This is a genomic window from Yersinia sp. 2540 StPb PI, assembly GCF_052217165.1.
GTDB lineage: Bacteria > Pseudomonadota > Gammaproteobacteria > Enterobacterales > Enterobacteriaceae > Yersinia > Yersinia enterocolitica_E.
The window spans coordinates 4,250,832-4,274,622 of the sequence record NZ_JAZGQC010000001.1 but is presented as its reverse complement, the minus strand read 5'-3'; the positions used below and the strand labels follow the sequence as shown (position 1 = coordinate 4,274,622).

The window sequence follows — 23,791 nt, the reverse complement described above, 5'->3', positions numbered from 1 at the left end:
CTGGGCGCACCCAGACTGACTTTGCTCGCGACGCCTTGTTGGGATAGTTAACGGCTACTGCGCGTGTGTATTTTGAGCTTGCGTTGTGCTCAAACTCCTTTCGCTCGCGACTCCTTGTTGGGGATCGTCAGCGGCTACTGCGCTTTGCCACTCTGGGCTTGCGCCGTGGTTGCTATGATCATATTCACTATATACCCAAAGTAATTGGAGTTGCAGGTAGGCAGCCAGCAAACTCATCCCAATGAGCTTACTCAGGTAAGTGATTCGGGTGACAAATCTGCCCGGAGCAGATTTGAACGCTGCTAGCAGCGGCCTCGCAGAGGCGAGGCTCATGGACGGGCCGAGTAGTGCGCGTAGCTAACAACCCTGCGGCTTCAAGTCTGAAGGGTATAGTTATAAATCCCTGGCGGTAGTACCAACTGCCAGGCGATTTCTTCGGCCTTTTCCCTGCCGAGCAGCAAAAATACGATCTTCAGTGCGAAATCGATGGAAGTACCCGGCCCTTGGCTGGTGACCAAATTCACCCGCCGATCATAAACTACCCGCTGATCCATCCATTTAGTGGCATCGATTTTATCTTTCAGTGCTGGGAAGCCGGTCATATTGCCAACAGGGAACAAATTGTGATGCTCAAGTACCAAGGCGGGAGCAGCGCAAATGGCGGCCACCAGTCGTCCTTCATTATGGGTTTGACGCACAGTAGCAACCAGCAGCGGGCTATCGCGAAAACATTCCGCACCTTTTATACCACCAGGCAGGACCACCACATCAAATTTCTGATCCGCCACATCCACTAAACGGGTATCTGCCAGCAAGCGGACACCGCGTGAACAGACAATTTCCAATGCTCCATCACTGGCGACACTGGCGGTTGTTACCTCGATACCGGCGCGCACCAGAACATCAATAGTGGTGACCGCCTCGGTCTCTTCGCTACCAGGAGCCAGGCAAACCAGCGCCGATACGCTCATACTCATTTTCCTTACGTTTTATTAAATCATATAAGTGGGCATTTTCCGGTAACGTCATACCGTGGTTGCGCGCACGCCGCAGTAAATAACCAGTAATGTAATCTATCTCGGTATGCCGCTGGCAGCGTAAATCCTGCAATAACGACGAGGTATTATCTGCGGTACTCTGGATAACATCGTTAACATAGCTTAACAGGCTGCTGGTTGAGGTGTGGTAGCCCTCCATCTCCATAACACTGGCTACCTCGGCACATAAACTGCTAATCAGCTCCGGGTAGCGCTGCAAGTCACCATTGCGGCAGTTATACAGCCCTGTGAGCGGGTTAATTACACAGTTTACCGCCAGTTTTTGCCAACAAGCTGCTGATATATCGTTATGCCAGGCGACATCCGGCAGTGCCTGATGTAGTACATCGGCCAGATGGCTGATATCTATTGCCGTTGGCGAGGTTGGGCCAATATGCGTAACCCCACTGGCAACATGGACTATCGTGTTGCCGTCATGTCGGGCTGCATGAGTGGTTACACCATGCAGGAAGGTATACTCATGGCGCGGCAGTTCGTCCTCTGTGCCCATACCATTATGCAGCAGTAAAATTTTACACTCAGGGTTAAGCTTGGGTAATAGGGCGATGACAGCGCTGGATACTTGCCACGCCTTTAAGCACACCAGTAATAATTCACTTTTCGACAAATGCTCTGGATCATTAGTCGGTAGGTTCTGGTTGAACGCCTCATTGCTTAACGTAATAACATTGACTGAACAAAAGGGCTGTGGCACACGGAGCCAGCCTTGTACATCATGGCCTTGCTGATACAGCGCTGATAGCCATAACTGCCCGAGAGCTCCGCAACCAAGCACAGTAATTTTCATTGAAACCCCCTTGGTGTAAGCGGAAAGCACACTGCATCGTTCTAAATGTTATGTGTTGATTATAGACTTTTTAGTCATTAAACGCAGGGCTAGCAACAAATCGGGTCCGTTAATAACCGCGGCTTCGTTGAGTAATTGTCTGCGGCATGGCTTTGTCTGCGTAGATAAAGCGGTTATTATGCTTGCCAGTCATCTTATCAGGAGGAGGGAATATGCCATCTTTCGACATCGTATCTGAAATTGATATGCAGGAAGTGCGTAACGCAGTTGAAAACGCCACCCGTGATCTGGCGAACCGTTGGGATTTTCGTAATGTTCCGGCGAGTTTTGAGCTAAATGAAAAGAACGAAAGTATCAAAGTCGTCAGCGAATCTGATTTTCAGGTTGAGCAGTTGTTGGATATCTTACGTGCTCAATTGAGCAAGCGTGGTATTGAAGGTGCTGCATTAGAAATCCCGGAAGAGATGGAGCGCAGTGGGAAAACCTACAGTGTGGACGCCAAGCTGAAACAAGGGATCGAAAGTGTCCAGGCTAAGAAGCTGGTTAAGCTGATTAAAGACAGCAAGCTGAAAGTTCAGGCACAAATTCAGGGCGAACAAGTCCGGGTAACAGGCAAGGCGCGTGATGATTTACAGAGTGTCATGGCCTTGATTCGTGGTGCTGATCTGGGGCAGCCGTTCCAGTTCAATAACTTCCGCGACTGATATTGAGTTAACGAGCCAGGTACAAAGGTGTTGATAGCCTTTGTACCTTAGCGCTCTCTTATACCGCGTTAACTAACTGCTCTAACTGGTTGCGATTAGTCTGTTTGGTATCAACTTTGATATATGCACTGCGTTCGGCCATCACTACAACCGCTTCTGTCACCCCTGGCTGAGCCTTGAGCCGCTGTTCCAATGCGGAGTCTTTCACCGCCAATTCAGATAAGGTAATGCGCAGGCTACTGACATAGGGCGGTTCTTGCATAGTGGCACTGACTGCAAACCACACGAGCGCAATCACCGCACCGCCAGCAAACACCATACTTGCCCCTTCCATGCCAAATAGCCATCCCCCCAAGCTGCCGCCAATAGCTACGCCAATAAATTGACTGGTGGAATAGATCCCCATTGCCGTGCCTTTATACCCGGCTGGTGACTCTTTACTGATCAACGAGGGTAAAATAGCCTCCATCACATTGAACGCAATGAAGAATAATTGCACACCAGCAATAATCACCCAGAGGTTGTGGCCGGCAGACCACAGCACTACTTCGGCGGCAAACAGCACCGCAACGCAGCCCATAAAGACCTGTTTCATGCGGCGTTTGACTTCAGCATAAATAATGAACGGCACCACCGCTGCGAATGAAATCAGCATTGTCACCAGATACACTTTCCAGTGTTGAGCCGGGACTAAACCTGCGCTGGCCATAATCTGCGGTAATGCAACAAAGCTCGACATCAGCAAAATATGCAGGCACATAATGCCAAAATTGAGCTTAAGCAACCGGCTGTTACTTAACACCTTACTGACGCTACCTTTAACAATACTGGACTCGCGGTTAAGTACATGGTTATCAGCATCCGGCACCACAGCTAATGTAATGACAATCCCTAATAGCGCCAGTATGGCGATAGCCCAGAACAGGGCATGCAGGCCAAAGGCATGGGTGACGATGGGCCCGAGCACCATGGCAATCGCAAAGGTAATACCAAAACTGACACCGATAAATGCCATGGCTTTGGTGCGATTTTGTTCACGGGTCAAATCAGATAGCAGCGCCATGACGGCGGCGGCAATGGCACCGGAGCCTTGTAGCGCGCGGCCCAGAATAATGCCCCAAATAGAATCACTCATGGCAGCAATCACACTACCAAGGGCAAAAATTAACAGGCCGCCCACGATCAGCGGTTTGCGGCCAATACGATCGGAAACTAATCCAAAGGGGATCTGAAAAATAGCTTGAGCCAGTCCGTAGATGCCAATGGCTATGCCGATTAGCGCTTCGCTGGCGCCAGACAGTGCCATACCATAGGTGGTGAGAACCGGCAAAACCATAAACATGCCCAGCATGCGCAGTGAGAAAACGCTGCCCAGCCCCCAGGTTGCCCGAAGCTCAAGCGGAGTCATTTTATTGTCGTTCATTACACCTCAAAAAACATTCTGCACGATATCGTCATCTTTCAAGGTGCCGGTGTGTTGGCCGCACTTTGAAATCTATAGGGTGTATTGTAATGATGTTAATAGGGGCCGGTAAATCTATTGATGTTTAGAATGTATTACAGGCGAGATTTTAGGTGAAAGCAGGGTAGGGCAGAAAGAGAAAGTGGCTGGCAGGAACAGGCCCATCAGCCACTCTATTTGTGTCTATCAATGCGCTAGGTGTTACCCGACGTAAGTCAGTAATCCAACCGAGGAAGGGACATTGAAATCGACTGACATCATGACGCTCAATGATGTAATAGCAATGATTGAGAAGACAAAGAGTTTTCTCGCCCATACGCTGTCATTGGTCGCTTTGTAGCCACGTAATGCCATACCCAGCCACCAGACACTGACCGCCGCTGCGACAACCAGATACTTATAACCGGCATAACCACTTAATGTCAGCATCAGGGTCGCAACCATAAACGCCAGAATATACAGGGTAATATGGTTTTTGGTGACCGATATGCCTTTTATTACCGGCAGAACCGGAATGTTGGCAGCCTGATAATCCTTAAAGCGGAAAATTGCGATGGCATAGGAGTGCGGCATCTGCCACAGACTGAAAATCAGCAGCAAAATCAATGCACCCATATCGAACTGGCCGGTGACCGCACAGTAACCAATTACGGGTGGTGCGGCTCCTGACAAGCTGCCGATCAATGTTCCGTAGACTGACTTGCGTTTCATGTAGAGGCTATAAACCCCGACATAGATAACGAAACCGATAATCGCCAGCATCATTGCTAATAGATTGGCCGCCACGTAGAGCAACAGCATGCCAACAATACCCAGTACGGACGCATAAATCAGGCTCACTTTCGGATCGATAAGCCCTTTGACCAGGACACGATTCTTCGTTCTCTCCATGATGCTATCGATATCACGGTCGATATAGTTGTTAAATACGCACCCGGAGGCAACAACTAACGAGACACCGATCAGGGTGGCGAGAAAAAGGGGGTAATCAATCACGCCTTTGGAAGCGAGGAGAAATCCCCCAACGACAGAAATTAAATTGCCGAAAATAATTCCTGGTTTAGTTACTTGCAGGTATTGCTTAATCATCACATGCAGCTCTTCAGTCAACCATCATATTGATGTTGAGGTTGTACATAATCCAGAGTGAGCCCACTACAACGATTGCGATAATCATAGCGGTGAACAGGAACGCCACCAGATTCCAACGTTCTTCAGACGATCCATTCATGTGCAGGAAGTACACCAGATGCACAATAATCTGCACCACAGCTAAACCGACCACTGTGGCCAGAATAGTTGTATGAGAGGCGGTACCACTCATCACCATAGCGAATGGAATAACTGTCAGAATCACCGATAGAATGAAGCCAATAAGATATGACTTCAAGCTACCGTGGCTGGCTCCACCGTGAGTCGTTGTTGGGTGACTAGATGTTGGATGACTCATTACATGACTCCTAACAGATAGACAACGGTGAATACGCAGATCCACACCACGTCCAGGAAGTGCCAGAACAAGCTCAGGCACATCAGACGGGTGCGGTTGGTTTCATTCAATCCGCGTTTTGCTACTTGAATCATCATAATGATGATCCAGACCAGACCTGCGGTAACGTGAATACCGTGGGTGGCAACCAGTGCAAAGAAGCTAGACAGGAACGCACTGCGATCCGGGCCATAGCCTTCAGCAATCAGGTGATGGAATTCATAGATTTCCATTGCCACAAAGCCCAGACCGAACAAGAAGGTCAGACCCAACCAGGTGTTGACCTGGTTTTTATGGCCTTTGTTCATGCCCAGCATCGCAATGCCGTAAGTAATACTACTGAACAACAACAGGAAGGTTTCGACCAGAACAAAGTTCAAATCGAAGATATCCCGCCCTGAAGGACCGCCAGCGGTCCCGTTTACCAGCACTGCATAGGTTGCGAACAAGGTCGCAAACAAAATACAGTCGCTCATCAGGTAGATCCAGAAGCCGAAGACTTTCGTCGCTCCCGCATCGTGATGCCCATGCTCTGCATGGGCGACGTTGTGGTTAGTCAGAGTTTCAGTTGACATGATTCACGCCTGCTTTGCTGATTTGTTCATGATGAAGATCCTCAATGCGCTCAACTTCTGCAACTGGCACATAGTAATCAACATCCTCGTCGAAGCTCTTCACAATCCAGGTAACAATCATGCCGACGAAGCCAATAATGGCCAGCCACCAGATGTACCAGATCATGGCAAAGCCGAAGATCAAGCTGAAGCCAGCAATAATCACACCTGCACCGGTATTCTTCGGCATGTGGATTTCTTCGTATTTCGCCGGACGTTTGTACGCTTCACCTTTCTCTTTCATATCCCAGAACTCGTCACGGTCAACAACTTCAGGCACTACGGCGAAGTTATAGAACGGCGGTGGGGAAGAGGTAGACCACTCCAGCGTACGGCCACCCCATGGGTCACCGGTCAAGTCACGATTTTGTTCGCGGTCACGGATACTGACGAAGACCTGAATAACCTGACACAAAATACCGCAGGCAATCAGTACTGCACCACCAGCAGCCACCATCAACATCGCGTGGAATTCTGGATTGATATCTTGGCTCAGACGACGGGTCATACCCATAAAGCCCAGAACATACAGCGGCATAAAGGCTACGAAGAAACCGATTATCCAGAACCAGAAGGCACGGATACCCCATTTCTCATTAAGCGTAAAGCCAAAGGACTTAGGCCACCAGTAAGTCAGGCCAGCAAAGCAACCGAACACCACACCACCGATAATCACGTTATGGAAGTGGGCAATCAGGAACAGGCTGTTGTGCAGTACGAAGTTCGCACCTGGAACCGCCAGCAGAACCCCGGTCATCCCACCGATAGAGAAGGTGATGATGAAGCCAATGGTCCACAGCATTGCAGAGTGAAACTGAATACGGCCCTGATACATGGTGAACAACCAGTTGAAGATTTTCACCCCGGTCGGGATGGAAATGATCATCGTAGCTATACCGAAGAAGGCGTTAACGTTGGCACCGGATCCCATAGTAAAGAAGTGGTGTAGCCAAACGATAAATGACAATACGGTGATAGCGATGGTTGCCCAAACTAAAGAGGTGTAACCAAACAGACGTTTTTTAGAGAAGGTCGCAGTAACCTCGGAGAACACCCCGAACACCGGCAGGACCAAAATGTACACTTCTGGATGGCCCCAGGCCCAAATCAAGTTGATGTACATCATCATGTTGCCACCCATATCATTGGTAAAGAAATGGGTGCCAAGGTAACGGTCCAGAGTCAGTAACGCGACAGTTACGGTCAGGATCGGGAAGGAAACGATAATCAAAATGTTGGTGCAAAGTGCCGCCCATGTGAAGACAGGCATCTTCATCATCGACATGCCAGGTGCACGCATTTTCAAAATAGTGGCGAAGAAGTTAACACCGGTCAACAAGGTCCCCAGACCGGAGATTTGTAGACTCCATATCCAGTAATCTACCCCGACACCTGGGTTGTACTCTTTACCTGATAGTGGCGGATAGGCCAACCAACCGGTTCCCGCGAATTCACCGACCCCCAGAGAGATGTTAATTAACACCACCCCGACCACAAAGAACCAGAAGCTCAATGAGTTCAGGAACGGGAAGGCAACGTCACGAGCACCGATTTGTAGCGGTACGACCACGTTCATCAGACCCACAACAAAAGGCATCGCCATGAAGAAAATCATGATAACGCCGTGAGCGGTGAAGATCTGATCATAGTGATGAGGTGGCAGGAAGCCGGCCTCACCAGCGGAAGCAAGTGCTTGCTGGCTACGCATCATGATAGCGTCGGCAAAACCACGCAACAGCATGACCATGGCGACCAGGATATACATGATACCGATTTTTTTATGGTCAACCGAAGTCAGCCATTCGCTCCATAACCATTTCCATTTGCCGAAATAGGTCAGAGCAGCAACAAGAGCCAGCCCACCCAGGACAATTGCAGCAACGGTAACCATAATGATTGGTTCGTGTAGCGGAACCGCATCAAGTGTTAATTTTCCCAACATCGTTTTATTCCTCGGCTCCGGCGTGAGCGGCGTGTTCGCCCATATCCATGCCCTGGCTCATATCCATACCTGAATGGGTATCATCGCCTTTCTGGTGCATGTTCATATCGCCCATAAACTTGCCAATAATTCCTTTAAACAGCTCCGGTTTAACACTGGAGAAATACTCAACCGGGTTATTTTCGCTCGGTTCAGCCAGTTTATTGAAATCGTCAGTGGTATTCAGGGTGTTCGGCGATTTTTTCACCTGTGCGACCCACTGGTTGAACTCTTCCTGCGTCGGTGTTGCGATTGCAGTGAATTTCATACCAGAGAAGCCTTTGCCACTGAAGCTACTGGAAATACCATTATATTTACCAGGTTCGTTAGCAATCAGATGCAGTTTGGTTTGCATCCCGGCCATCGCATAAATCTGCCCGCCTAACTGAGGGATAAAGAACGAGTTCATTACTGAGTTAGAAGTGATTTTGAAATTCACCGGAACGTCAGTAGGGAAGGCCAGTTCATTAACTGTAGCAATACCTTGTTCTGGATAGATAAACAGCCATTTCCAGTCAAGGGAAACCACTTCAATAGTGATCGGTTCTTTACCAGCCACTACGATAGGTTTGAACGGGTCAAGTTCGTGGGAGGTTTTCCAGGTTATCGTCGCCAAAATAGCGATGATAATGATTGGAACAGCCCAGACAACAAGCTCAATTTTGTTGGAATGGGACCAGTTGGGGGTGTAGGTCGCACTTTTGTTGGACGCGCGGAACTTCCATGCAAAAGCAAACGCCATAAAAATAACCGGAACTACGACGATCAACATTAAACCGATAGCAGTAAGTATCAGTGTTTTTTGTTCGACTCCGATTGCGCCTTTGGGGTTCATCAATGCCATATCGCAACCACTGAGCATTACAGTGGCTGCAAATAAAGACAACATACCCATATTTTTAATGTATTTCTTAAGTCTCATCTAACGACCTCAATTACAAAAGGGCTCTATTGTCGTTTCATGTGTGCGGGCATTTTACGGGAAGGTTGCAAGACTGTAAACATGCTTAAGATTGTGTCAGCGGCTTGTTGACACTTTATGTTAAGGGGGTCACAGATGTTGCCTTGCGTGGTAATTTACTAATAGCAACAATATGTTGGCGGTGGGACATAGTTGCCAGACTGCGGATGTTAAGGAAAAACAACAGTAATTAGCCTTTTACTCATGGGAAATACTGATTTTAAATTCGTAGATAGACTTATTTTGTGTAAATAATATGTGGTGTAAAAGTAAATTAAAATATATTCCGAGGTGATCTAAATAGCCACCTCGGAATCATTTAGCTAGAAATTATATTTAATAGAGTAAATGATAGCATCTTGTAAAAAGTCTTCCCCCAACTTGTTATAAGCATAGCGGTACTGAATACCGGTGGTAAATTGCTTAACCGGTGTCCACCACAGTGAAATGGCACCATTCACACCGTTACGGCCGCCATTGCCTGCGGCATAGCGTTCTGCACGGTTGAATTCAAGCTCGTTCCAGTTGGTAATACTGAATTTTTCATCAAACGCGGTGAAGTCATAACCTGCAACCCAACCCACCACATAACCGTTATTACCTGAATAATAGGTTTGATCAACATAATGTAATGCCACGAAAGGCTTCATCCACACGCCCGCTAGCGTTGCGTTATAGCCGACACCGTACAGGGTGTTCACTTCGTGGAAGTTACTGTAATCATTACCTTCAGCACTCGGTAGTGAGTAAGTACCATAGACGTGACCGTACAGATTGAAACCGGTATCACCTAAATAGTAGCGGCCAGTAGTTTTAAAGGTGTAGCGCTGATTATCACCGGGTTGTGCTGTTTTTGAATTAAATGGGTTTTCTAGATCAAAGAAACCATAGACCTCCCCCCAGCTATAACCTGCCCCCCCTTCTAACTCGATATAAGCGAAGTCATCTTTATGTGATGAACCCCCTGATTTATGCGTAGTGCTTCGGGTCCAGTCAAGATAGTTCATGCTGATATTACCAAAACCCCACTGGTATTCAGCTTGGGCAACTGGAGCCAAAGTGACTGTTGTCAGCGCGAGCGCACCGATAAGAATTTTACGCATAAATGCCTCTGTGTAGTTGAAAGATGTCAGGGGAAACAAAAGGACACAGTCCTTAACAAAAAGTGCGCTCATCATAGTCCCACAGCACGAAAGGATAAATAGTTGAAAGTGATGCGGATCTCATTTTGTGAATAACAATGTGCAACTGTTACTTAAATATGTGACTCATATCAATAAGTGAGCAAGGAAGGATTCAGGTGGCTTATTTTACTGGCATAAAAAAGGCCGGTATAAGTACCGGCCTTTGTCATCTAATGCAGTTTATTAGGCTAATTTTTCGCGCCTGAGTGCCAGATAATCTAATACTCCACCCAGAAGCATCCCGACGACGCTGAGCTGAATACCGCGTAACAACAACATATCAGCTACGTGTGGGGCGGCGGTCCAATCCAATGCGTTACTTATCAGTAAAATTAGCCATATAGCTAACAATATGCAGCCAACCGTCAACAAGCGTAGCGCCCAGCGATAAGCGGTTTTAAAAGCAGTTCGAGGCATAAATTCATCAGTTTTCTGGGTGTGCTCCAGCGTTTGGCGACAAATATACAGTAGGAATAGGCCTGGAATGGCTGCCGCAATAGAGAATAGATAGAACAATGGCCAGCCATGTGTTTCAACAAACCATCCAGCAATCGGGCCAACATAAACGCGCCCAACGGCGGACAGCGCTGATAACAGGGCAAATTGTGTCGCGGAGAATGACTTGTTACACAGTGTCATCAGCAATGCGACAAAGGCCGCAGTTCCCATACCACCACACAGATTCTCGAGGAAGATGGCACTGCCCATGGAGAAGATATTCTTGTCAGTGATGGATAACAGCCAATAACCCACATTCGAGATAGCTTGTAAAATACCGAATATCATCAACGCGCGGAACAAGCTCAGGCGTTGCATTAACAGGCCGCCATACAGTGCGCCAATAATTGTGGCAATCAGTCCTAATGATTTATTCACCAACCCGACTTCACCGGCATCAAACCCAACACCACGGATCAGAAAAGTGGTACTCAAACTCGCGGCAAAGGCATCGCCCATTTTGTACAACACAATTAACAACAGAATCAGCCATGCATTGTTGCGGCCAAAGAAATCACGCAATGGGGCGACGATCGCCTGTTCCAACGTTTTTGGTGGCGCGATACGGATATCAGGTTCAGGAGCCAATAAGGTAGCAAACACCCCAATTAACATTAACCCGGCCATTAACCAGTAAGTGGATTGCCAGCCAAGATAGCGATCCGCTATCCATAGCGCCAGCCCGCCAGACACCAGCATTGCGAGACGATAACCCAGCACGGAAACTGCGGCACCAGTACCGCGCTCTTCTGCGGTGAGCAAGTCGGTTTTATAGGCATCAAAAACAATATCTTGCGATGCCGAACAGAAGGCGACCAACACGGCGATTGCCGCCAACCACCATAAATGCTTCGCAGGCTCCATAAAGCCCATGGCAATAATCGCGGCGATTAAAAACAGTTGGCTTATCACCAACCAACCGCGCCGACGGCCAAGAAACGAGGGAGTGTAGCGGTCCATCAAGGGGGACCAGAGGAACTTGAAGACGTAGGCCTGACCAACCAGAGAGAAGATACCAATGGTTTTCAGATCGACGTTCTCAACCGTCATCCATGCTTGCAGCGTACCACCGGTAAGGGCCAAAGGAAGGCCGGAAGCAAACCCCAACAACAGAAGAATAAGGGAGTTACGTTGGGTAAAAAGGTTTGAATAGCGATTGGGCATGTGAGACCTACATGCTCTGCCCCAAGGTCGGGGCAAAGCATTCTGTTAAGCAGTAATAATGATATTAAGCAAACAACCGATTAGCGGGCATTTTGTTTGATAAAGCCGCTGACGCTAGTATCTTGCGCCATATCTGCAATAACATCGCTCAACACAGTATTAACGGCATTGGTGATTTTTTCGTTAGTTGCAGTAAATGCGCCCTGAACGTTGTAGCTGGCACGGTAGTTTTTAACCTGTTTATTACCATTTTTTGCGGTCGCAGTAATGGAAATATCCGCTTTAGTGGTGATGTTGTAGCGCAGGTTACCTTCCTGTACATCGGCAAACAGTTGGTTTACTACAATCTGCAAATCAACTGGAGCATCGGTACCAATCATATAGCCACGAGCAGTCATCTGTTTTTCCAACACTTCCTGTAACAGGAAACGCAGGTCACGGGATGGGGTTAATACCACCAGTTGGCCTTCACGATTTACTTTAGCCAGTGCAGCATCTTGACGCTGGTCTGCACCATTAATGCTGATAGTAATCCCCATCAGAGTTGGATCTTGCGGTGGTAATACCACCTTCGGGGTGACATTCAGAGTGTTGTTACTGGCAGCACAACCCGCCAGTATAAAAACAGCCAACAGCGGGAAAAGAATTTTCTTTAGCATGTTCACTTTCTCAATAGTTATGGAATTCTTTAATAATCAGAGCGGGATAGCTGCCATGTTATTTTGCGAATGTGCAGTCGCGCCATCATAGCACTGAGATTGGCTGGTGGAAGATCCTGATGTAGAGAAATTCAGCAAAAAAAGTGATTTTTCGCCCTGTGACCTTTCATTTCGCTTAAAGACCTTACAAGTAACCTTTTCCCCTGACTATCAGATTAGCCTTATACCTTAAATGAGCAGAAGGGAGATATTCGGGATATTTTGTATCTGAAATGTTATAAAACAGCGAAAATCAACTAATATTGCAGTAGATAGTGGGTTTGCAATAGATAGATAGTGGGCAGCTTTCTGCCTCAGCGGTAAGGAGAACATGATGATTTTGATTCGGGAACAAATTGAAGAAAAACTAAAAGCGGCATTTGAACCGGATCATTTGGAGGTGATTAATGAAAGTTATCGCCACAATGTTCCAGCCGGTTCTGAAAGTCATTTTAAAATTGTGATCGTCAGCGATAAATTTCAAGATCAGCGCTTTCTCAGCCGCCATCGTGCGATTTATAGTGTGTTGGCTGATGAGCTGGCCGGCACTGTTCATGCATTGGCCTTACATACCTACACGCTGAAAGAGTGGGCGGGGTTACAAGACACGGTACCAACTTCTCCATCTTGTCGTGGCGCAGGTACATTGGCTTAGCAGGTACATTGGCTTAAGTGACAGTATTAATCCAAAACAGGCTGGATAACAGTAGTAATTCCGGCCTGATTTAGGGTATTAGTAGGTGAGAATTTAGCAAGCGGCCTCAGGGCCGTTTGTGTTTCTGTATAGGCGACACCTTTATTTCCTTAGTGCGCCACAGGAGTTTTAGCCGAAGGAACGATTCACGCGTGAATTTTACCGCGACAACATTCGCTTGCTTTCCTCGACTCATAACCTGTGCGCCGCTATAATGTCGCGTCTTATTTTTCCGGAATGGTTTCGGGACGCTTCTGACATCTGGGATACTCGGTTCTGTATAATGCGGCCGTCCCGGTTCTTAGAGGGTGTTTTCAGAGTTAGCATCATTCCTGAAAGGGTAATGGTGCTGCTTTGTTTGCAGCTTCTGGAGTTGACCGAGCACTGTGATTTTTTTGAGGTAACAAGATGCAAGTTTCTGTTGAAACCACTCAAGGCCTTGGCCGCCGTGTAACAATTACTGTTGCTGCTGACAGCATTGAGAAAGCAGTAAAAAGCGAATTAGTGAAAGCCGCTAAAAGTGTTCGTATCGACGGTTTCCGTAAAGGCCATGTGCCGATGAACATCGTTGAACAGCGTTACGGCGCATCTGTTCGCCAGGATGTTCTGGGTGACCTGATGCAACGTAATTTCGTTGATGCGATCATTAAAGAAAAAATCAACCCAGCTGGCGCACCAAACTATGTGCCTGGTGAATTCAAGCAGGGCGAAGATTTTACTTATTCCGTTGAGTTTGAAGTGTACCCAGAAGTTGAGCTGAAAGATCTGGAAAGCATTGAAGTAGAAAAGCCAGTTGTTGAAGTAAACGACGCTGACGTTGATACCATGCTGGAAACTCTGCGTAAGCAACAAGCTACCTGGAAAGAAACTGACGCTGCTGCGACTGCAGAAGATCGCGCAACTCTGGATTTCACCGGCTCTATCGACTGTGAAGAGTTTGAAGGTGGTAAAGCGTCTGATTTCGTACTGGCAATGGGCCAGGGTCGTATGATCCCAGGTTTCGAAGAAGGTGTTATCGGCCATAAAGCCGGTGAAGAATTCACCATCGACGTAAACTTCCCAGAAGATTACCACGCAGAAAACCTGAAAGGTAAATCAGCTAAATTTGACATCGTGTTGAAGAAAGTTGAAGTGCGTGAGCTGCCAGAACTGACTGAAGAATTCATCAAGCGTTTCGGTGTTGCTGATGGTTCAGTAGCAGGTCTGCGTGCTGAAGTGCGCAAAAACATGGAGCGTGAGCTGAAAGGCGCAGTGCGCAACCGTGTTAAAACTCAGGCAATTGACGGCCTGGTCAGCGCTAACGAAATTGACGTTCCAGCGGCACTGGTTGAAGGTGAAATCGACGTTCTGCGCCGTCAGGCTGCACAGCGTTTTGGTGGTAACGAGAAACAAGCTGCTGAACTGCCACGTGAATTGTTCGAAGAACAAGCTAAACGTCGCGTAGTTGTTGGTTTGTTGCTGGGCGAAGTTATCAGCCAGCACGAGCTGAAAGCGGATGAAGATCGCGTTAAAGCACTGATCGAAGAAATGGCATCTGCTTACGAAGATCCACAAGAAGTGATTGAGTTCTACAGCAAAAATAAAGAGCTGATGAACAATATGCGTAACGTTGCTCTGGAAGAACAAGCAGTAGAAACACTGCTGGCTAAAGCCAAAGTAACTGAAAAACCAACTACCTTCAGTGAACTGATGAATCAGACCACTGCTGCGTAATGTTTTTTAGCGCATCAAGCTGGATGTAATATATCGCCAAAAAATTGGCGTTGCAGGTAGGTTGCAATTGAACAAATACCGATGAGCTAAAGCAGTAAAGTGATTCGGGTGAGTGTCGGTAGCTGGCACTCTGCAACTCCTGATACAAAGGGTATATCCGGTTTTTTGACTGATTAAGCCCGTAGCCTTTGGCTACGGGCTTTTCTTTTTGTAACAATAATCACTCAATAGTATGATTAATCTGGCATGTTTCGCCCTAATCTGCGCTATATTTGAAAAGTGAAATGCAATACTTAACAGATGAACAATCAATAGAGCGTCAGGATTACGGCAAAGATAATGAGCGTCCGCTTGGTTAAAAAAAAGTGCTCAGGGGCTTGAAAAAGACGATTAATCCCCCAATTAACCTAACAGACGTTCATATAAGATGTTAATGAAACACTGGCTGATTACCACCGTCGAATGTGTCTGGGTAACCAGACGGCTTGCACGCGACCTTGATGCATGAACATAGTCATCATTACTTATCTCAAGTAGAATCGGTTATGAATGGCGCCAAAGTAAATTCTATTAGGAGACGGTAATGTCATACAGTGGCGAACGAGATCAATTTGCACCTAACATGGCTCTGGTGCCAATGGTGGTTGAGCAGACTTCACGTGGGGAGCGTTCTTACGATATCTTCTCCCGTCTGTTAAAAGAGCGCATTATTTTCCTGACCGGTCAGGTTGAAGACCATATGGCCAACCTGATTACGGCACAGATGCTGTTTCTGGAAGCAGAAAATCCAGAAAAAGACATCTTTTTGTATATCAATTCACCAGGCGGGGTGATCACTGCTGGGATGTCAATTTATGACACCATGCAATTCATTAAACCTGATGTCAGCACTATCTGTATGGGCCAGGCATGTTCAATGGGTGCGTTCCTGTTGACTGCGGGTGCTAAGGGTAAACGTTTCTGCTTGCCGAATTCACGGGTAATGATTCACCAACCGTTGGGCGGTTTCCAGGGGCAGGCGACAGATATTGAAATTCATGCCAGAGAGATTTTAAAAGTGAAATCGCGCATGAATGAACTGATGGCACTTCACACGGGAAAATCTCTTGAAGAAATAGAGAGAGACACTGAACGTGACCGTTTCTTGTCGGCTGAAGAGGCTGTAGGATACGGATTAGTTGATTCCGTGTTCACCCGTCGTGACTAACGACTTATTTCTGTGAGCCGATATACTATAGTGTATGTAAATAGAACAAATCGTGTAATCGAACAGTTGTATTGCACATTGTTCACTAACTACCCGATATATCGGCTGTCCGCTGAAGGTTAGCGTGGCGTCCAGCAATAGCGAGAATAGTCTCCCTGCCACCATAGTTTCGGGTGTGGCAGATACTGAAGAAGAGGTTTACTGATGACAGATAAGCGCAAAGACGGTTCTGGAAAGCTGCTGTATTGCTCTTTCTGCGGCAAAAGCCAGCATGAAGTGCGTAAGCTAATTGCCGGGCCGTCAGTGTATATCTGCGATGAATGTGTCGATTTGTGTAACGACATTATTCGCGAAGAGATCAAAGAAGTTGCCCCGCATCGGGAGCGCAGTTCGCTGCCTACGCCGCACGAAATCCGCCATCACCTGGATGATTATGTCATCGGTCAGGAACCGGCGAAAAAAGTGTTGGCAGTTGCGGTATACAACCACTATAAGCGTTTGCGCAATGGTGATACCAGTAATGGTATCGAACTGGGCAAAAGTAATATTCTACTGATTGGCCCAACCGGTAGTGGTAAAACACTGTTGGCAGAGACATTGGCTCGTTTCCTGGATGTGCCGTTTACCATGGCAGATGCGACCACGCTAACTGAAGCAGGTTACGTGGGCGAAGATGTTGAAAACATCATTCAGAAGTTATTGCAGAAATGTGATTACGACGTGCAGAAAGCGCAACGTGGTATCGTCTATATCGATGAAATTGATAAAATTTCACGTAAGTCTGATAACCCGTCTATCACGCGTGACGTCTCGGGTGAAGGTGTGCAGCAGGCCCTGTTGAAATTGATTGAAGGGACGATTGCTGCCGTACCACCACAAGGTGGCCGTAAGCATCCGCAGCAGGAGTTTTTGCAGGTTGATACCTCTAAAATTCTGTTTATCTGTGGTGGTGCTTTCGCCGGCCTGGACAAAGTTATCGGGCAGCGCATTAACACCGGAACGGGTATCGGTTTCGGGGCTACGGTAAAAGGCAAGTCAGAAAAAGCAACCGAAGGCGAGTTGTTGAGTCAGGCTGAGCCAGAAGATTTAATTAAATTCGGCTTGATCCCTGAATTTATTGGCCGTTTACCGGTAGTTGCAACACTGAGTGAATTGAGTGAAGACGCGCTGATTCAGATCCTGAAAGAACCGAAAAACGCACTGACCAAACAGTATCAGGCGTTGTTCAATCTCGAAGGTGTGGAGCTTGAGTTCCGCGATGAAGCGTTGACTGCAATCGCCAAGAAAGCGATGGCGCGTAAAACAGGTGCTCGTGGCCTGCGTTCTATCGTAGAGGGCGCATTGCTAGATACCATGTACGATTTACCGTCAATGGACAGTGTGGAGAAAGTGGTGGTAGATGAGTCAGTTATTGCTGGCCAATCTGCGCCGATGCTGATTTATGGCCAACCGGAAGCCCAAGCTTCTGGCGAATAATTAGCCAAATAATCCAGATGGTTAGTATGACAATGGGGGATTTTATCCCCCATTTCTTTTTCCTCGCATTGTAATCGTTGAATGTAAGACATTCGTCCCCATATACTCAATTACCTATTTAGTGAAACTCGTGATGACTCGTGTTTCACGAGATTCCCAGTAATCTGGCGGAAGCTAAACTAAGAGAGAGCTCTATGAACCCTGAGCGTTCCGAACGCATAGAAATCCCCGTATTGCCTCTGCGCGATGTGGTGGTTTATCCGCATATGGTGATCCCACTGTTTGTTGGCCGGGAAAAGTCGATTCGGTGCCTGGAAGCGGCAATGGACCATGATAAAAAAATCATGCTGGTTGCGCAGAAAGAAGCTTCGACTGATGAGCCTGGTATCAACGATCTGTTTTCAGTAGGCACTGTAGCCTCGATTTTACAAATGCTGAAGTTACCTGATGGCACGGTCAAAGTGCTGGTTGAAGGGCTACAGCGTGCGCGTATTACCACGCTTTCCGACAGCGGTGAGCATTTTGCTGCTCAGGCAGAATATCTTGAATCGCCAGTGATGGACGATCGTGAACAAGAAGTATTGGTTCGCACGGCGATTAATCAGTTTGAAGGCTATATCAAACTGAATAAAAAGATCCCACCAGAAGTGCTGGCTTCACTGCACAGCATTGATGATGCAGCACGTCTTGCGGATACTATCGCGGCACATATGCCGTTGAAGTTAAATGATAAACAGGCTGTTCTGGAGATGTTCGATGTTACCGAACGTCTGGAGTACCTGATGGCGATGATGGAATCAGAAATCGATCTGTTACAGGTTGAAAAACGGATTCGTAATCGCGTCAAAAAACAGATGGAAAAGAGCCAGCGCGAGTACTATCTGAACGAGCAAATGAAGGCCATTCAGAAAGAACTGGGCGAGATGGACGATACGCCTGATGAGCACGAAGCGCTGAAGCGTAAAATCGAAGCGGCCAAAATGCCGAAAGATGCACGTGAAAAAACCGAAGCTGAGCTGCAAAAACTGAAAATGATGTCACCGATGTCTGCGGAAGCAACCGTAGTACGTGGTTATATTGATTGGATGTTGCAGGTGCCTTGGAACAGCCGCAGTAAAGTTAAAAAAGACTTGGTAAAAGCGCAGGAAGTTCTGGATACCGATCACTACGGTTTGGAACGAGTTAAAGATCGTATTTTAGAATACCTCGCAGTACAGAGCCGTGTTAGCAAGATTAAAGGACCAATCCTGTGCCTGGTAGGGCCTCCTGGGGTGGGTAAAACCTCTCTGGGGCAATCTATTGCTCGTGCTACTGGCCGCCAGTATGTCCGTATGGCGCTGGGTGGGGTGCGTGATGAAGCGGAAATTCGTGGTCATCGCCGCACCTATATCGGTTCTATGCCGGGTAAATTGATCCAGAAGATGGCGAAAGTTGGGGTGAAGAACCCACTCTTCCTGTTGGATGAGATTGATAAGATGGCGTCCGATATGCGCGGTGATCCTGCGTCAGCACTGCTGGAGGTTTTGGACCCAGAACAAAACGTTGCATTCAACGATCACTATCTGGAAGTGGATTATGATCTGTCGGATGTCATGTTCGTTGCCACCTCCAACTCCATGAATATTCCAGCGCCGTTGCTGGATCGTATGGAAGTTATTCGCCTGTCCGGTTATACCGAAGATGAGAAACTCAATATTGCCAAGCAGCATCTGTTGCCGAAACAGTTTGAGCGCAACGCCATTAAGAAAGGTGAACTGACCATCGATGACAGTGCCATTATGAGCATTATCCGTTATTACACCCGTGAAGCTGGGGTGCGTAGTCTGGAGCGTGAAATCTCCAAACTGTGCCGTAAAGCAGTAAAAAATCTGCTGATGGATAAAACGGTTAAGCACATCGAAATCAACGGTGACAACCTGAAAGACTTCTTAGGTGTGCAGAAGGTCGATTATGGCCGAGCTGATACTGAGAATCGTGTAGGTCAAGTGACCGGGCTGGCATGGACGGAAGTGGGTGGTGACTTACTGACTATTGAGACTGCATGCGTTCCGGGCAAAGGCAAGCTGACTTACACCGGCTCGCTGGGTGAAGTGATGCAAGAATCAATTCAGGCGGCACTGACAGTGGTACGTGCGCGCGCAGATAAATTAGGTATTAACCCTGATTTCTACGAAAAACGCGATATCCATGTGCATGTGCCTGAAGGTGCGACGCCGAAAGATGGCCCGAGTGCAGGTATTGCTATGTGTACCGCGCTGGTTTCTTGTCTGACCGGTAACCCAGTGCGCGCGGATGTGGCGATGACCGGTGAAATCACCTTGCGTGGTTTAGTATTGCCAATCGGCGGTTTGAAAGAGAAATTGCTGGCAGCTCACCGTGGCGGGATCAAAATTGTGCTGATTCCCGAGGATAACAAACGTGATTTGGAAGAGATCCCAGACAATGTTATCGCTGATCTGGAGATTCATCCGGTTAAACTAATTGATGATGTTTTAGCCATCGCGTTGCAAAATCCAGCCTTCGGGGCACAGCCGGTAGCGTCAAAATAGTGACGGATCGCAAGAAGTATTGATAAAACTGATGCTGGTAAGTGAAATGCTACTTGCCAGCTATTTTTTGTGCCGCTAAGTTAGTTCGTCTGTCCGACAAAAGTTTATGCCTTTGGGCTGCTTGCCAAGGTTGGATAGGATTGATATAACAGCTGCGCTGTCGTGTTGTCCGTAGGGGTTTTCGGCGCGACGATAGAATTCTAAAGGGGATGAAAGAGTGAATAAGTCACAACTGATCGACAAAATTGCCGCAGGTGCAGATATTTCCAAAGCGGCCGCTGGGCGCGCGTTAGATGCAATTATTGCTTCTGTTACTGAATCTTTGAAAGAAGGGGATGATGTAGCTCTGGTTGGTTTTGGTACTTTTGCAGTACGTGAGCGTTCTGCACGTACTGGCCGCAACCCTCAGACAGGCAAAGAAATCAGTATTCCTGCTGCTAAAGTACCAGGCTTCCGTGCCGGTAAAGGCTTGAAAGACGCAGTAAACTGATTGCCGCGTCAATTCTCATCTGCGCGTATACCCAAAGGAAATGAAGTAGCAGCCAGGTTGTAAGCGAACGAATACCGATGAGTCTGCTCAGGTCAGCGATTCGGGTCAGTGAAAGTAGCGGGCACCTGTGCAACTTCAAGTACCAAGGGTATATATTGTTTGTGTTAAACAATAACCTGACGCAGTTGAGCTGGTAAGGTAAGATACAAGGCGCATCGTTAATGATGCGCTTTTTTTTCGCTTAGGCAGTTGAACTGGCTGAGCGCTAAACGGGGGTAAAATGTTAGTCTGACGAGAGAATATCAGCGACCCGTTTAGAGCAAAAATAGGCAGTAACAAATAGAGTAAGCAGTTTAACGCGCAGCAGCACGAAGGGCTGTCGCAAGGAATGCTGGGTTTATTTAGACCTGCGCAACAGTTTTAATCCATATTACAGCGGAGTATTGTCACATTATGATGGACAATTTACGCGCGGCTGCTAATAACGTCGTGCTCAAAATCATTCTGGCCTTGATCATGTTGTCCTTTATCCTGACCGGGGTTGGCAGCTATCTGATTGGCGGTTCCAACGACTTCGCAGCCAAAGTTAATGGCCAAGAGATTAGTCGTGCTCAGTTAGAACAGGCTGTACAGAGTGAGCGTGGCCGCTTGCAGCAGCAATTAGGTGAACAATTCTCCGCACTGGCCGCAAATGAAGGCTACATGCTGCAATTACGCCAGCAGGTATTGGGGCAGTTGGTCAACAACATGTTGCTTGACCAGTACGCCAAAAAACTGGGCCTGACTGCTAGCGACGAACAAGTTAAAGATGCCATCCGTCAGGCACCTTATTTCCAGACCGATAATAAGTTCGATAACAACAAATATCTCGAACTGGTTAATCGGATGGGCTACACCCCTGATCAATTCGCGCAATTACAGCGTCAACAGCTCATTAATCAACAATTGCTGCAAGCGTTTGGCGATACTGGCTTTGTTCTGCCTATCGAAGCACAGGCGATGTCAGAGCTGATTTTGCAGCAACGTGAAGTTCGTCTGGCGACAGTTGACCTCAAAGCCCTTCAGGCACAGCAGAAAGTCACTGATGAAGAGCTGCAAGCCTACTACGACCAGAACAAGAATAGCTTCATTGCACCGGAACAGATGAAAGTCAGTTTCATTACGATGGATGCTGTCGCGATGCAGGACAAAATCACGGTCACCGAGGAAGATATCGCGGCGTATTATGAACTGCATAAAAGCAGCTATACCCAGCCGGAACAACGCAACTACAGTGTGATTCAGTTTAAAACTGAAGCTGAAGCCAAAGCGGCGTTAGAGGAGCTGAAAAAAGGTGCTGATTTTGCTGCGATGGCAAAAGAGAAATCTACCGATATCATTTCCCGCAAAAATGGGGGGGAACTGGGGTGGTTGGAACCAGAAACTACGGCTGATGAACTGAAACAAGCGAATCTGACCGAGAAGGGCCAACTGTCTGATGTGGTTAAATCTTCGGTGGGTTATCTGGTTGTTCGCTTAAATGACATCAAACCTGCCCTGGTTAAACCTTTGTCAGAAGTGCATGATGCACTGGCAAAACAAGTTAAGCAGGAAAAAGCCGTTGACGCTTACTACGCGTTACAGCAAAAGGTCAGTGAAGCCGCTACCAGTGATAACGAATCTCTAGCCTCAGCGGAAGAAGCAGCAGGCGCTAAAGCTAAGCAAACCGGCTGGTTTACTCGCGACGCAGTACCTGCTGAGGTTAACTTCAAACCGGTTGTACAGGCAATCTTTGACGGTGGCCTGGTCGGTGAGAATGGTGCGCCAGGTAGTAATTCAGATGTAATCACTGTTGACGGCGACCGTGCTTTTGTTATCCGCATTGATGCTCATAAACCTGAAGGTATTCAACCATTTGATCAAGTACGCGATCAGGTTGCTGAGTTGGTGAAACGTCAGAAAGCAGAACAATTGGCACGTGTTGATGGTGAGAAACTCCTGACTGCACTGAAACAAGGTAAAGGCGAAGAGGCGATGAAAGCCGCTGGTATCAGCTTTGGCGAGAAGAAAACCTTGTCACGCGCACCAGACGATGATCAATTAGTGCAGACTATTTTTGCCTTGCCTCATCCGCAGAAAGATCAGTCGGTTTATGGCTTATCCCAGGATCGTCAAGACAACATCGTACTGATCGAACTGCTATCAGTAACTCCGGGTAAATTGCCGGAAGGCGAGATGAAGACCTTTAGCGCTAAAATGCTAGAAGGGTCAAGCGGTGTGACTTTTGATGCATTGATGGCAAATCTGCACAAACAGGCAACCATTAAGATGGGTCCAGCGGAGCAACAGCAGCCGCAATAAAACCATAATTGCTATGAGTCTCGCATACATCTGCAACTCGATGTAATAAAGAAAGGTCGCTTTGGCGACCTTTCGCATATCTGAAATCTACCCTTTGTGATGAATCGGAGGTTGCGGCAAGGTAGTCATGCTGTCAAACACATGGAGGATACAGCATGAAATTCATAGGAAAATTATTTGTTATAACCGCATTGTTCGCAGGTCTGAATATCCAGCAGGTCGTTTTTGCCGCTCCCGTCAGCCCTACGAGTACGACTCAGAATAAAGACCTCAATTCGCAAAGCCATACTCCAATAAATAGCCAGCTAAAAGCAGGCTCTTCGCCTGCCAAAGTGGCGGATAAGACGAATGCAACGGCAACAACCACAGCTGGCAGCTCAACGGACAGTGCATATAGCCAAATCAATATTAATAGTGCTAATGCGGAACAGTTGGCCCAGTTCCTGAGCGGAATTGGCAGGAAGAAGGCAGAGGCCATCGTTAATTATCGCGAGCAGTTCGGCCCTTTTACTGATGTTGAGCAGTTACTCGAAGTTCCAGGTATTGGCCCCTCGTTTTTAGAGAGAAACAATACCAAGCTTACAATGTAACTTTAGTTGGTGATGGGGATGTGCTGTGGTCAGACAGATACCAGTGACTATTTTCACCACAAAGAATCCCCATCTTTTCATAATGTAAGTCGCAGTAGCAGAGGGAAACTGTGATTTCGCTCTAGATTATAT

Annotated in this window: 20 protein-coding genes; 9 read left to right on the top strand and 11 right to left on the bottom strand. The window is 47.4% G+C overall.

Annotated elements, in window-relative coordinates:
• Positions 1-374: 374 nt before the first annotated feature.
• Both yajL and panE read right to left on the bottom strand, forming a co-directional pair.
• A complete protein-coding gene (gene yajL / locus V1956_RS19965; protein ID WP_372558189.1) occupies positions 375-971 on the bottom strand; it encodes a protein deglycase YajL in 597 nt (198 codons plus the stop codon).
• Complete coding sequence (panE, locus tag V1956_RS19960; protein WP_372558190.1) at positions 934-1,845, bottom strand: 2-dehydropantoate 2-reductase; 912 nt, start codon at positions 1,843-1,845, stop codon at positions 934-936. Before panE ends, yajL begins: the two co-directional genes overlap by 38 nt.
• 212 nt (positions 1,846-2,057) lie before the next feature.
• Between panE and V1956_RS19955 the strand changes: the two genes are divergently transcribed.
• On the top strand, positions 2,058-2,549 hold the full coding sequence (locus V1956_RS19955; protein ID WP_083160041.1) for a YajQ family cyclic di-GMP-binding protein: 492 nt from the start codon (positions 2,058-2,060) through the stop codon (positions 2,547-2,549).
• 58 nt (positions 2,550-2,607) lie between these two features.
• Here V1956_RS19955 and V1956_RS19950 read toward each other — a convergent pair whose 3' ends face one another.
• The 9 genes from V1956_RS19950 to V1956_RS19910 form a co-directional block, all read right to left on the bottom strand.
• Entirely contained in the window at positions 2,608-3,972 is a 1,365-nt protein-coding gene (locus V1956_RS19950; protein ID WP_102970458.1) for an MFS transporter, read from the bottom strand.
• A gap of 240 nt (positions 3,973-4,212) precedes the next feature.
• Positions 4,213-5,100 carry a heme o synthase gene (gene cyoE, locus V1956_RS19945; RefSeq protein ID WP_083160039.1) on the bottom strand — a complete coding sequence of 296 codons (888 nt, stop codon included), beginning with the start codon at positions 5,098-5,100 and terminating at the stop codon, positions 4,213-4,215.
• Positions 5,101-5,113: 13 nt separating this feature from the next.
• Entirely contained in the window at positions 5,114-5,461 is a 348-nt protein-coding gene (locus V1956_RS19940; RefSeq protein ID WP_032812973.1) for a cytochrome o ubiquinol oxidase subunit IV, read from the bottom strand.
• Positions 5,461-6,075 carry a cytochrome o ubiquinol oxidase subunit III gene (locus tag V1956_RS19935; RefSeq protein WP_083160037.1) on the bottom strand — a complete coding sequence of 205 codons (615 nt, stop codon included), beginning with the start codon at positions 6,073-6,075 and terminating at the stop codon, positions 5,461-5,463. The genes V1956_RS19940 and V1956_RS19935 overlap by 1 nt, the downstream gene beginning before the upstream one ends.
• Positions 6,065-8,056: a cytochrome o ubiquinol oxidase subunit I gene (gene cyoB, locus V1956_RS19930; RefSeq protein ID WP_372558192.1), complete on the bottom strand. Its 1,992-nt coding sequence runs from the start codon at positions 8,054-8,056 to the stop codon at positions 6,065-6,067. Before cyoB ends, V1956_RS19935 begins: the two co-directional genes overlap by 11 nt.
• Positions 8,057-8,060: 4 nt before the next feature.
• Positions 8,061-9,017, bottom strand: coding sequence for a cytochrome o ubiquinol oxidase subunit II (gene cyoA, locus V1956_RS19925; protein WP_083160033.1), 957 nt, complete (start codon positions 9,015-9,017; stop codon positions 8,061-8,063).
• Positions 9,018-9,379: 362 nt separating this feature from the next.
• Positions 9,380-10,159, bottom strand: coding sequence for a nucleoside-specific channel-forming Tsx family protein (locus tag V1956_RS19920; RefSeq protein ID WP_372558193.1), 780 nt, complete (start codon positions 10,157-10,159; stop codon positions 9,380-9,382).
• Positions 10,160-10,423: 264 nt separating this feature from the next.
• Entirely contained in the window at positions 10,424-11,902 is a 1,479-nt protein-coding gene (gene ampG / locus V1956_RS19915) for a muropeptide MFS transporter AmpG (protein WP_420071247.1), read from the bottom strand.
• An 80-nt stretch (positions 11,903-11,982) separates the two neighbouring features.
• Positions 11,983-12,561, bottom strand: coding sequence for a lipoprotein (locus V1956_RS19910; protein WP_083160027.1), 579 nt, complete (start codon positions 12,559-12,561; stop codon positions 11,983-11,985).
• Between the two features lie 373 nt (positions 12,562-12,934).
• Between V1956_RS19910 and bolA the strand changes: the two genes are divergently transcribed.
• The 8 genes from bolA to V1956_RS19870 all read left to right on the top strand — a co-directional run bounded on the left by bolA (position 12,935) and on the right by V1956_RS19870 (position 23,659).
• Complete coding sequence (gene bolA / locus V1956_RS19905; RefSeq protein WP_372559839.1) at positions 12,935-13,255, top strand: transcriptional regulator BolA; 321 nt, start codon at positions 12,935-12,937, stop codon at positions 13,253-13,255.
• 447 nt (positions 13,256-13,702) lie between these two features.
• Entirely contained in the window at positions 13,703-15,007 is a 1,305-nt protein-coding gene (gene tig, locus V1956_RS19900) for a trigger factor (RefSeq protein WP_442825552.1), read from the top strand.
• Between the two features lie 583 nt (positions 15,008-15,590).
• Positions 15,591-16,214: an ATP-dependent Clp endopeptidase proteolytic subunit ClpP gene (clpP, locus tag V1956_RS19895; RefSeq protein WP_005272733.1), complete on the top strand. Its 624-nt coding sequence runs from the start codon at positions 15,591-15,593 to the stop codon at positions 16,212-16,214.
• 204 nt (positions 16,215-16,418) lie between these two features.
• Entirely contained in the window at positions 16,419-17,690 is a 1,272-nt protein-coding gene (gene clpX, locus V1956_RS19890) for an ATP-dependent protease ATP-binding subunit ClpX (protein WP_004703362.1), read from the top strand.
• Between the two features lie 194 nt (positions 17,691-17,884).
• Positions 17,885-20,239, top strand: coding sequence for an endopeptidase La (gene lon, locus V1956_RS19885; protein WP_005182204.1), 2,355 nt, complete (start codon positions 17,885-17,887; stop codon positions 20,237-20,239).
• Between the two features lie 217 nt (positions 20,240-20,456).
• On the top strand, positions 20,457-20,729 hold the full coding sequence (gene hupB, locus V1956_RS19880) for a nucleoid-associated protein HU-beta (protein WP_004392663.1): 273 nt from the start codon (positions 20,457-20,459) through the stop codon (positions 20,727-20,729).
• Between the two features lie 453 nt (positions 20,730-21,182).
• Complete coding sequence (gene ppiD, locus V1956_RS19875; protein WP_442825551.1) at positions 21,183-23,069, top strand: peptidylprolyl isomerase; 1,887 nt, start codon at positions 21,183-21,185, stop codon at positions 23,067-23,069.
• 155 nt (positions 23,070-23,224) lie between these two features.
• Entirely contained in the window at positions 23,225-23,659 is a 435-nt protein-coding gene (locus V1956_RS19870) for a ComEA family DNA-binding protein (protein WP_372558196.1), read from the top strand.
• Positions 23,660-23,791 lie beyond the last annotated feature (132 nt).

What these genes read in the sequence shown, in the direction of transcription:
- V1956_RS19950 (WP_102970458.1), bottom strand. Translation starts at nt 3,972, where the DNA reads ATGAACGACAATAAAATGACTCCGCTTGAGCTTCGGGCAACCTGGGGG.
- V1956_RS19955 (WP_083160041.1), top strand. Translation starts at nt 2,058, where the DNA reads ATGCCATCTTTCGACATCGTATCTGAAATTGATATGCAGGAAGTGCGT.
- V1956_RS19870 (WP_372558196.1), top strand. Translation starts at nt 23,225, where the DNA reads ATGAAATTCATAGGAAAATTATTTGTTATAACCGCATTGTTCGCAGGT.
- cyoA (WP_083160033.1), bottom strand. Translation starts at nt 9,017, where the DNA reads ATGAGACTTAAGAAATACATTAAAAATATGGGTATGTTGTCTTTATTT.
- clpP (WP_005272733.1), top strand. Translation starts at nt 15,591, where the DNA reads ATGTCATACAGTGGCGAACGAGATCAATTTGCACCTAACATGGCTCTG.
- V1956_RS19935 (WP_083160037.1), bottom strand. Translation starts at nt 6,075, where the DNA reads ATGTCAACTGAAACTCTGACTAACCACAACGTCGCCCATGCAGAGCAT.
- panE (WP_372558190.1), bottom strand. Translation starts at nt 1,845, where the DNA reads ATGAAAATTACTGTGCTTGGTTGCGGAGCTCTCGGGCAGTTATGGCTA.
- clpX (WP_004703362.1), top strand. Translation starts at nt 16,419, where the DNA reads ATGACAGATAAGCGCAAAGACGGTTCTGGAAAGCTGCTGTATTGCTCT.
- lon (WP_005182204.1), top strand. Translation starts at nt 17,885, where the DNA reads ATGAACCCTGAGCGTTCCGAACGCATAGAAATCCCCGTATTGCCTCTG.
- cyoB (WP_372558192.1), bottom strand. Translation starts at nt 8,056, where the DNA reads ATGTTGGGAAAATTAACACTTGATGCGGTTCCGCTACACGAACCAATC.
- ampG (WP_420071247.1), bottom strand. Translation starts at nt 11,902, where the DNA reads ATGCCCAATCGCTATTCAAACCTTTTTACCCAACGTAACTCCCTTATT.
- bolA (WP_372559839.1), top strand. Translation starts at nt 12,935, where the DNA reads ATGATTTTGATTCGGGAACAAATTGAAGAAAAACTAAAAGCGGCATTT.
- ppiD (WP_442825551.1), top strand. Translation starts at nt 21,183, where the DNA reads ATGATGGACAATTTACGCGCGGCTGCTAATAACGTCGTGCTCAAAATC.
- V1956_RS19910 (WP_083160027.1), bottom strand. Translation starts at nt 12,561, where the DNA reads ATGCTAAAGAAAATTCTTTTCCCGCTGTTGGCTGTTTTTATACTGGCG.
- V1956_RS19940 (WP_032812973.1), bottom strand. Translation starts at nt 5,461, where the DNA reads ATGAGTCATCCAACATCTAGTCACCCAACAACGACTCACGGTGGAGCC.
- V1956_RS19920 (WP_372558193.1), bottom strand. Translation starts at nt 10,159, where the DNA reads ATGCGTAAAATTCTTATCGGTGCGCTCGCGCTGACAACAGTCACTTTG.
- tig (WP_442825552.1), top strand. Translation starts at nt 13,703, where the DNA reads ATGCAAGTTTCTGTTGAAACCACTCAAGGCCTTGGCCGCCGTGTAACA.
- cyoE (WP_083160039.1), bottom strand. Translation starts at nt 5,100, where the DNA reads ATGATTAAGCAATACCTGCAAGTAACTAAACCAGGAATTATTTTCGGC.
- yajL (WP_372558189.1), bottom strand. Translation starts at nt 971, where the DNA reads ATGAGCGTATCGGCGCTGGTTTGCCTGGCTCCTGGTAGCGAAGAGACC.